Genomic DNA, 9,255 nt, shown 5'->3' on the forward strand with positions numbered 1-9,255 from the left:
CGTTCGCCGTAGATAACGATTTATTTCGGCATTCGGACGCCGGCCCTACGGTTCATGCGGCCATCCGATGCTCGTAGTACGGGCGCTGGCGGTCGTCGAGGATCGCGTACTGTGCCGCAAGATCGCGCGGATCGGGATTGAGCCACGCGTCGATATGCTCCGGCTTGATCGGGATGATGCAGCGATCGTGGCCGGCGGCGGCAACTTCAGGCGGTGGCTCATCAGTGATGGCCGCGAACGAGAGCAGATTGGGCTCGCCAGGGCTTTGCCAGTGCGACCACAGGCAGGCGACGAGCATGTCCTGAGCGGGCTGTGGCTTGAACTCCAGGACCATGTTTTCCTCCAGTTCGCCTTCAGCGAGGTCTCGCCCTTCAAGGCGATGTCGTTTGACGTTTTCATAGAAGGCATTCGCGACGATAAGTCCGTGCGAATACCCAAAAACTCCCTTCCAGAAGCCTTCAAGGTTGTCAAACCTGGCATTGTATAGTCCGGGATATTTCTTGTCGTAGAACGCAGGCTTGCCAGCCGGGCGACAGTGATATCGCATCGGCTTGATGACGCGCTTGCCGTCTTCCATGACCATCACCGGAGCATAGTTACCGGGGAAAATTCGCGAATCGCGATCTTCCAGTTCGGTGCGCCGGAGATCGTCGAGCCCGCGCAGCGCCGACTCGATCTTGCTGGTTGCGATCCGCTTGCTTTCGGTGGCCGCTTTCGTCGTTTTGCTTTGAAGGGTGCGTTCCGCGTCGGCGAGTCGCGCGCGCTGCTTGAACAGTTCCTGCTCCAGCTTTGTGGCCTGGTCGCCGTTGAACCGGTCGATCGCTTCCCTGATCCGGCGTTCCTCATCCGTCTGGGGAACCGAAAACGCGGCGTCCATCGCCTTCGGAATCTTGATGTTGCTGCCCTCGGCGCGTTCCCAGTACAGCTGGGCGAATTCCCGGATGCTCATGTGCGCGCCAAACATCCTGACGTACTTGCGGTAGTCCGCCTGGATCTGGGCTGAATAGCACATGCTCGCTCTCCTTGAAGGACGGTGCGCCAATATGGTACGCCGGTTCCTAGTGGAAATTTCGCGTCGACGTGACGAGCGAGCCGAGCAGCGGGGACACGTCGACCAGTCGGTGCGCGACGAGGTGGCGCACTTCACCCTCACGCTGCCAGACGCCGTACACTGCAAGTAGTGACGAGCCAAGCGCTTCGCGTCGCTGCTTTTCGAGCAGGGACGGCCAGATGATGACGTTGACCTGCCCGGTCTCATCCTCCAGCGTGACAAACATCACACCCTTGGCCGTGCCCGGCCGCTGCCGGACCGTCACGATGCCGCAGGCACGTGCGAGCTGCCCGTTCCGGAATCCGGCCAGCGTCGACGCCGGCAGCAGGCGCTGGGCAAGCAGGCGAGGGCGCAGCAGTTCCAGCGGGTGCCGGCCGAGTGTCAGACCGAGGGTCCGGTAATCACTGGCGATCTGCTGGCCTTCCGTCATCGGCGCGAGGACCGGCGTCGCGTCGTCATCAGTCGCGCCGCGCAGCAGATCCCGGTCAGGTACCGCAGCCACCGCATGCCAGAGTGCCGCGCGCCGGTCGCCGGCGAGCGAGCGTAACGCGTCGGCCGCCGCGAGCGCCTGCAGATCCTTGCGATCGAGCTGCGCGCGTCGTGCAAGATCGGAGACATCGGTAAAGGGTCGCACGGCGCGCGCGAGCTCGATGCGCGCAGCGGCCTCCTCCTTCAGGCCACGCACGAGCGACATGCCGAGGCGTACCGGGGAAGAAGTTGTCTGGCCTTCAACCTCCGAATCCCAGTTGCTCAGCGTCACGTCGACGGGCAGCACCTTTACGCCGTGGCGCTTCGCATCCTGCACGAGCTGTGAGGGTGAATAGAATCCCATCGGCTGGCTGTTGAGCATCGCGACGAGGAACGCGACCGGCTCATGACGCTTCAGCCAAGCACTCGCATAGACCAGCAGCGCGAAGCTGGCCGCGTGGCTCTCCGGAAAGCCGTATTCGCCGAAGCCCTGAATCTGCGCAAAGATGGCCTCGGCAAACTCGCGGTCGTAACCGCGCTCGAGCATCCCGTTCACGATGCGGTCGTAGTAGGCTTCGAGTCCGCCCTTGCGACGCCATGCAGCCATCGCGCGACGCAACTGGTCGGCCTCGCCGGCGGTAAAACCGGCCGCGAGCATCGCGACCTGCATCACCTGCTCCTGGAAGATCGGCACACCGAGTGTGCGCGAGAGCGCCTGCTCCATCTGCGGGCTTGGATAGCTGACGGGCTCCAGTCCCTGCCGCCGGCGCAGGTAGGGATGCACCATGCCGCCCTGTACCGGGCCCGGACGTACGATCGCCACCTCAATCACGAGATCGTAAAAGCAGCGCGGTTGCAGGCGGGGCAGCATGCTCATCTGCGCGCGCGACTCGATCTGGAATACGCCAACGGTATCGGCTCGACAGATCATCTTGTAGGTCTCGGAATCTTCGGCAGGAATGTCCTGCAGTTCGAACGGCTCGCCACGCTTTTCCGAAATGACGTCGAGCGCGCGGCGGATGGCCGACAGCATACCGAGTGCGAGCACGTCGATCTTCAGCAGGCCAAGTGCCTCGATGTCGTCCTTGTCCCACTGGATGATCGAGCGGTCGGCCATCGCGGCGTTCTCGATTGGCACCAGCCTCGACAGCTTGCCGCGACTGATCACGAAGCCACCGCTGTGCTGCGACAGATGTCGTGGAAAGCCCACCAGCAGCGCCGCGAAATTTGCCCACTGCATGATCAGCGGAGACCCGGCGTCGAGCCCCGCCTCGGCGAAGCGGTTGAGCAGATCGCCGCTCGAATCGAACCACTGATAGGCCTTCGCGACGCGATCAACGATTGCCGGATCCACGCCGAGTGCCTTGCCCGATTCGCGAAGCGCGCTGCGTGGGCGGTACGTCGTCACGGCGGCCGTCAGCGCCGCGCGATCGCGCCCGTACTTGCGATAGATGTACTGGACGACTTCCTCGCGGCGCTGATGCTCGAAATCCACGTCGATATCGGGCGGCTCACCGCGCTCCTTGCTGATGAACCGTTCGAACAGCATCGACGAGCGCGCGGGATCCACCTCGGTCACGCCAAGCGCAAAGCAAACGGCCGAGTTGGCCGCCGAGCCGCGCCCCTGGCACAGGATGCCTTCGCTGCGCGCGAACCGGACAATGTCGTAGACCGTCAGAAAGTACGGCTCGTAGCGCAGATCCCCGATCAGCGCGAGCTCGTGTTCGATCTGCAGTTGCACCTGATGCGGGACGCCTTCCGGCCAGCGGCGATGTGCGCCGATGTAGGTCTCCTGTCTCAGGTAGCTGGTCGGCGTATGGCCGGCAGGCACCAGCTCGTCGGGATACTCATAGCGCAGCTCGTCGAGTGAAAACGTGCACAGTCGCGCAATCCGCAGCGTCTCCTCGAGCGTGCGCTGCGAATACAGGTTGGCGAGCCGCAGACGCGATCGCAGGTGCCGCTCAGCGTTGGGCGCGAGATCATAGCCGCATTCGGCGACCGGTCTGCCGACCCGGATCGCCGTCAGCACATCCTGCAGCGGTTTGCGCGAACGCACGTGCATGACGGGCGCACCGGTCGCGACGACGGGAACGCCGTGGCGCGCCGCGACGTGTTCGACGGCGCCGCGGTGAATATCGTCCATTGCACGCGCGTGCAATGTCAGTGCGACCCATGCGCGATCGCCGAAGGTCTGGACGAACCACTCGACCTGCGTATCCAGTCTGTCTTCATCGGCGGGGTAGTCCGGTGACAGGATCGCGACGCATTCGGGCAGTCCCCGCAGGTGTCCAAAGGGCTTCTCCGGGTGTGCGAGATCCAGCGGCGCGAGCCGGTAACTGCCCTTGTGCGCGCGCATGCGGCCGAGCGTAATCAGCTCGGACAGGTTGCCATAGCCTTCGCGCGTCATCGCCAGGGCGGTGAATGACAGGGCCGGCGAGCCGTCGGCACTGCTCAGGTGGAAGTGCGACCCGACGATGAAAGGCAGCCCGGCCTTCTTCGCCTCGACGTGTGCGCGCACGACGCCGGCAAGCGAGCATTCGTCCGTCACGGCCAGCGCGGCATACCCGAGCTGTGCGGCGCGAGCGGCGAGATCCTCGGCGTGCGATGCGCCGTGCAGAAAGGAAAAGTTGGACGCGCACTGCAGCTCCGCATAGTCGGGCAGTGCGCCGTAGGTCGGCGCCATGGGCGATCACCCGAACAGGCCGTGCAGGAACCAGCGCGGCTCGCGTTCCTCGACGGCGCTTACGCGCTCCCGGAAGACCCAGTAGTGCAGCGCGTCTTCGGACTCCGCGACAAAATAGTCTCGCGTCACCGGGTGCCCATCCTGCCAGCCGACCTCGATCCGTTCGCCCGGCGAGACCATGCGCAGCGGCGTGCCGTAGAACGGGCGGTGGCCACGCATGATGAGCTGCACCGGCTTGTCGAGCAGCCACGTGGGCCGCGGAAGGTTCGGCGGCAGCAGCGTGGACCTGACGGTCTCGCCGATGGGAAGCCAGCGTGCGGCGACTTCCGGGCGGTGGTCGGCAACCGGCGCCGCCTTGAGCACGTTCTGCGCGCCGAGCCGGGCGACGAGCAGCTCCATCAGGCGCGCGTGATCCTGCGGCGAGCCGCCGGGCTCCGGAAACAGTGACTCGCTGGGTGCGTCCGCTTCGCGAACGTCCTTTGCATCGAGGCCAACGGCGATGACCGGCGCGGCCAGTTCGACGCGGCCCAGCCGTTCTTTCAGCAGGCGCACGAGGTGTTCCTCGCGTGACGTCGGTTCGCCAAGCGCGATTTCGATTGCCGTCGGCGGCACCGCCGCGCGGCCGCGTTCATGCTCGAGCTCAAGTACAAACCGCGCGATCGCCAGCTGTCGCGCCGACAGCCAGCCGGTCATCTGCAGGATCAGCCGCCGCGCCGCGAACAGCACGGCTTCCGCATGCTCGATCCGGTCGGGCAGCTCGAGCCGCGCGCTGAAGGCGGGGGGCAACTCCAGCCATTCGTACACTTCCGGCGCCGCGCCCGTCGCGCGATCAAGCGCATCCAGCAGGGCCGTGCCGCAGCGTTTCTTGAGGCCTGCGCGGGGTAGTCGCCGGATGTCGTCGACCGTTTCGCATCCCAGTCCGTCGAACCATTCGGCGTAGGGGCGCGCCGGCGGCAGGGCAGGTAACGGCACGCGACGCAGCGTACGGTCGACGGAGCGCAACGTGAGCGCGATGCCAGCCGATGACCGGGCGAAGAGCCACGCGGCCTGCCCCGTAGGGGCAATGGCAAGTGTCGCGGTCACGCCGAACGCGCTCACCGTTTCACCCGCCCGCCGGCGCAGTGCCCGGATGCCGCCGAAGAGGCGCAGGCTCGCCGAGACGTCGGCCAGTACGACCGATTCCTCCGCCAGCACCACGTGGGGGGTGAACTGCAGCAGGGCGAACGCCACGCCACGAACCAGCTCCGCTTCACGGGTGAGATCACGTTCCCGGATGACCGCGTCGGGGACGAGCGTCAATACGCCACCGCGGCGCATGCCGGGCACGATGCCGGCCGAGTGCGCCGTGCGGTCGAGCGCGACAACGCGGTCCTTCTCCAGCACGACAAACCCGGCCTCATGGCGTGGCATCGACCAGCGCGGGAGAAACGACTCGAGGGCGAGGTGCGGCAGATGTACGCCGATCCAGAGTTGCATATCGGCTCAACAGGGCAGGTGAAGGTACGAGAGGAACGAAAACGGGTTCGTCGCGCTGCGGTCCGCGGCGCTTGACGAAGGTCACTTCAATACCGCCCCTGGCGGCTCGCAGCGCAAGCCTCAGCGGCGCTGGCGACGTCGCCTGGGCGGCCGCGAGTGGGCGAAACAGGAACAGCAGCGTGTCCGAGGCCTGTGCGGCCAGATGCAGGCGCCGGAGCGCTTCCTGCCGCACTTCGGCCTGCCAGAAGAGCAGGGCGCCGCAGGTGCCGGCACGCAGGATCTGCTCGGCGGCCCACAGCGCATCAGCCGTGCGTGGTGCGCGCAACACGCAGGCCTGTCCTGCGGGAACGCCCAGCCACGCCAGTCCGGCGGGTTGTAGCCGATGCGGCGGCTGCAGCAGGAGCAAGGGGCGGGATCCGACGGTCGCCAGTGCGGGCTGCAGCAGACGCAGTTCACCGCAGCCAGCCTGCGGCGTGAGTAGTTCGGTGAGCGCGCCCGCGGGCCAGCCGCTGCCCGGCAGTTCGGCGGCCAGCGCGACGTGGCCGCACGACACCACCCGATCGAAGCCGGCGGCCAGCTGCGAAGCGCGCCATAGGGACGGGTGGATTGCTTCCGGAATGGGGGACGGGACGGTCATTGAATTGCGCAAATACCTGTATGGATGTACAGTATCCTACACGGAAATTCGTGGCGACGAACGGACACTTTTTTGGGGAGAGGCTAGATGGATACAGGCGTTCGCAAGGCCGCCAGCCATCCGATGCCGGAAATCGCGGCGTTTGTTGCAGACATGAAAGCAGTGTTCGGCGAGCAGGAAATCGATGAAGCCATCCGCCGCAGCAAGGCGGGGGAACCGACGTTTTACGCGTGCGAAAATGGCCGTACTGTTGGCACCCCTACGCCGACGCAAACCAACGTCTGGCGTGTTGACGGGGCGGTGCGTAACCGTCATTACTGTGCTGGCTGCGACGGTTTATGTGTGGGCACCGCGAAATCGTGCCGGGCGTGAACGGCACCAGAACATACGGAGAGAACATGTTTCGATTTTTGAGCGCGGGGGTAATGCTGCTTGCTGTTGCATCGACCGGAGTCGCAGGCGAACACTACGTTGAAATCTGGAACCCGCCTGAGGCGCGGATGCAGCCGTCCGGAAACGGCAAGCCGAAACTAGGCAAGGTTGCGGTTCTCTCACGTCACACATCCAACGCTACACCGCGCCAGGGCGCAGACCCGGTAGTGAAATCGTTAGCGAACAAGCACGCGGGGAATGGCCTTAAGAAGGTTGCGGTGCCGCGCGCGGCAGACCTTCCCCGAATAATGACGCCCGAAGGCAATGTGCTCCGTGTAAACGACGGGGGAGCGCTGGTCAAGGTAGTTCGATAAAGAAAAAAGTCCGTCTGGGAAGGAACCCAACTCTGAGGTGCCAAGCCGGTCTTCCATTTTCTTTCGCGACAGATGTGGTTACGCATCCGCGATATTCGGCCAAGCCCAGCCGCATCGCAAAGCAGCGTCCACGCCGAATTGGGAATGCCGGCATCCTCGCTAATTCAGCGCCTGATCTGCCGGCCACTTTTGTCTGCCGGTCGAGAGAAAGCGGTGTTGTTCCTTTCCGCAGAGCAAACACCTTCTGGTCGACCGGGGCTCCGATCTCGAGAAGGTCATTGGGTCGCAGGCAATATCGGTGCCGTCGATCATCTCGTATATAATAAGGATTCCAAACAACAGTAGGAGATCTGTAAGCACGTGTCGGAGTTCAAGTCGGGCGAATCATCGACAGCGATCTTGATCGTTATGGTGCTCGGCCCGAAATCAGTCAATGGCGTCGCGGACCTCATGCAGCGATGCGCGAAAAACTCGCCAGCCACTATGTCCCTGCAAATCTCGCACGTTAGCTGTCCGCGATGCGTTCAGAAGCGATCCTTTCTGTAGGAGAGCTTCGGAAAGCATTGCACGTCGGTTCGTTCGGAGACGCATGCCCGCAACGGCGATGAAGCACACATCACCTTTTTCCGCATGCGAGCCGCATAAAAATGATTGCCTAGCATGTAACGTTTTGTAAAAACGTCCTGTCCGATTCGTTAGACGATTTATGGTTCTTCGGATGGACATGTACGAACACGAAGCGATAGATCTGTTCCGGGCAACGTTTGAAACGCTGAGTCCCCGCTGGCAGTTATCTCACGATAGCAATGCCCTCGAACTGAGCCCGATTACCGGGCCGGTCGCCGCAGCTGTGAAGCTGTCATCCGAGCAGGCCACACAGATCCGCACACTTGCCGGTGTCACCTCGAGCGTGACTGTCGACGCGCTGCTGTTTGAAAAGAAGTTTCGTCTTCACCTGGTCGGACGGAAAATCGATCGAACGAGGTGGGCCGGAACGGCCTCTCCGAGCATCAATGCTGAAGCTGTCGCGGGTGATCTGGCGCGCGGGCTGTCATTTGCAGAGACGGTCCTGTCGGAAGTCAATTCACTGGTTGTGATCCTGAATCGCGACGGCTCTATTCAACGGTTCAACCGGTTCGCCGAAGAACTTTCCGGCCTCAGGGAAGCTGACGTAATCGGGAAAAATGCGTGGGACCTGTTCATGTCCCACGAGGACGGAAGTGAGTCCCGTCAGAACATAGAAAGTTTTTTCCTGCGCGGCGAGGCGTACGAGGTGGAACGGACGGTAAAAACGATCAGGGGTCCGCGACTGTTCCAGTTCCGCAACAAGTTCGCCAGAACGGGAGATCGCCCTGACGAGACGTTTCTGATCTGTTCGGGCATCGACATCACAGAAGAACGACAGGCTCGCGATCGCCTGGCCGAGTTGGCGAATACCGATACGTTGACCGGTTTGAGGAATCGGAACTACCTAATGGACCGCCTCGACCATCTGATGGCGAGTCCGAAATGCGTTGGTCGACTCGCGCTTCTCTTTATCGATCTCGACAACTTCAAGCGAATCAATGACTCCCTCGGGCACAGGGACGGGGATCAACTGCTCAAGCAGGTGGCGAAACGCCTGCAGCGCGTCGCCGGAGATGAGCCGCAGGTCATTCGCGTTAGCGGCGACGAATTCGTGATCGTCGTTAGCGGTGACTTTGCCCGCTTCACAGCGCAGGAACTGGCAAACCGCGTCATAGAAGACTTTGATCTCGCCTACGTGCTGCGCGCGAATAGCTATCGGATGCGGGCAAGCATTGGAGTGGTCGAGCACGTGCAGCACGGAGACAACGCATTCGATCTTCTTACACGTGCTGACCTCGCGATGTATGCGGCCAAAGCAGTTGGTAAAGGCAAGGATATCAGCGCGTGCCATCTATATACGCCAGAACTGTCTGAACGCGCTGAGCGCGGACTGGAGTTCTATCAGGCGCTGCAGTATGGATTTCTCAGGAAGGAATTCGCGCTGGACTACCGGGACTGCTATACCGTCGACGGAACGGCACGCGGTTTTCTTGCATTGGTGCAGTGGAATCGCGACGGCGTGGCCCCCGTGGAGGGACGCGAGCTTTTCTGGCTCTTTTGAAAACGGAGTGGGTAACGGGGCTCATCGGGCATGCTCATTAAAGCGTGAGAAGTCGAGTTTTCCAGC

7 protein-coding genes are annotated in these 9,255 nt (G+C 62.9%); 3 read left to right on the top strand and 4 right to left on the bottom strand.

The window, feature by feature from the left end; genetic code table 11:
- Window positions 1-52: 52 nt before the first annotated feature.
- The 4 genes from AC3WLT_RS12120 to imuA are packed head-to-tail and all read right to left on the bottom strand — an operon-like array spanning window position 53 to window position 6,315.
- Window positions 53-1,012: an SOS response-associated peptidase family protein gene (locus AC3WLT_RS12120; protein WP_154564516.1), complete on the bottom strand. Its 960-nt coding sequence runs from the start codon at window positions 1,010-1,012 to the stop codon at window positions 53-55.
- Between the two features lie 46 nt (window positions 1,013-1,058).
- Window positions 1,059-4,202 (bottom strand): error-prone DNA polymerase, encoded by a 3,144-nt coding sequence (locus AC3WLT_RS12125; RefSeq protein ID WP_154564474.1) that lies wholly within the window; start codon window positions 4,200-4,202, stop codon window positions 1,059-1,061.
- A 6-nt stretch (window positions 4,203-4,208) separates the two neighbouring features.
- Window positions 4,209-5,678 carry a Y-family DNA polymerase gene (locus tag AC3WLT_RS12130; RefSeq protein ID WP_154564472.1) on the bottom strand — a complete coding sequence of 490 codons (1,470 nt, stop codon included), beginning with the start codon at window positions 5,676-5,678 and terminating at the stop codon, window positions 4,209-4,211.
- Window positions 5,599-6,315 (bottom strand): translesion DNA synthesis-associated protein ImuA, encoded by a 717-nt coding sequence (gene imuA / locus AC3WLT_RS12135; RefSeq protein WP_154564470.1) that lies wholly within the window; start codon window positions 6,313-6,315, stop codon window positions 5,599-5,601. The genes AC3WLT_RS12130 and imuA overlap by 80 nt, the downstream gene beginning before the upstream one ends.
- Before the next feature lie 87 nt (window positions 6,316-6,402).
- Between imuA and AC3WLT_RS12140 the strand changes: the two genes are divergently transcribed.
- From AC3WLT_RS12140 to AC3WLT_RS12150, 3 genes are all read left to right on the top strand, one after another.
- The gene (locus AC3WLT_RS12140; RefSeq protein WP_154564468.1) at window positions 6,403-6,687 is read left to right on the top strand and encodes a hypothetical protein; all 285 of its coding nucleotides are present in this window, start codon (window positions 6,403-6,405) and stop codon (window positions 6,685-6,687) included.
- Between the two features lie 26 nt (window positions 6,688-6,713).
- Window positions 6,714-7,061, top strand: a complete 348-nt coding sequence (locus tag AC3WLT_RS12145) for a hypothetical protein (RefSeq protein WP_154564466.1) — start codon at window positions 6,714-6,716, stop codon at window positions 7,059-7,061.
- A gap of 724 nt (window positions 7,062-7,785) precedes the next feature.
- Window positions 7,786-9,189, top strand: a complete 1,404-nt coding sequence (locus AC3WLT_RS12150; protein ID WP_492591998.1) for a diguanylate cyclase domain-containing protein — start codon at window positions 7,786-7,788, stop codon at window positions 9,187-9,189.
- Window positions 9,190-9,255: the final 66 nt, after the last annotated feature.

The organism is Paraburkholderia sp. FW306-2-2C-D06C (genome assembly GCF_058781505.1).

What these genes read in the sequence shown, in the direction of transcription:
- AC3WLT_RS12120 (WP_154564516.1), bottom strand. Translation starts at nt 1,012, where the DNA reads ATGTGCTATTCAGCCCAGATCCAGGCGGACTACCGCAAGTACGTCAGG.
- AC3WLT_RS12125 (WP_154564474.1), bottom strand. Translation starts at nt 4,202, where the DNA reads ATGGCGCCGACCTACGGCGCACTGCCCGACTATGCGGAGCTGCAGTGC.
- AC3WLT_RS12130 (WP_154564472.1), bottom strand. Translation starts at nt 5,678, where the DNA reads ATGCAACTCTGGATCGGCGTACATCTGCCGCACCTCGCCCTCGAGTCG.
- imuA (WP_154564470.1), bottom strand. Translation starts at nt 6,315, where the DNA reads ATGACCGTCCCGTCCCCCATTCCGGAAGCAATCCACCCGTCCCTATGG.
- AC3WLT_RS12140 (WP_154564468.1), top strand. Translation starts at nt 6,403, where the DNA reads ATGGATACAGGCGTTCGCAAGGCCGCCAGCCATCCGATGCCGGAAATC.
- AC3WLT_RS12145 (WP_154564466.1), top strand. Translation starts at nt 6,714, where the DNA reads ATGTTTCGATTTTTGAGCGCGGGGGTAATGCTGCTTGCTGTTGCATCG.
- AC3WLT_RS12150 (WP_492591998.1), top strand. Translation starts at nt 7,786, where the DNA reads ATGTACGAACACGAAGCGATAGATCTGTTCCGGGCAACGTTTGAAACG.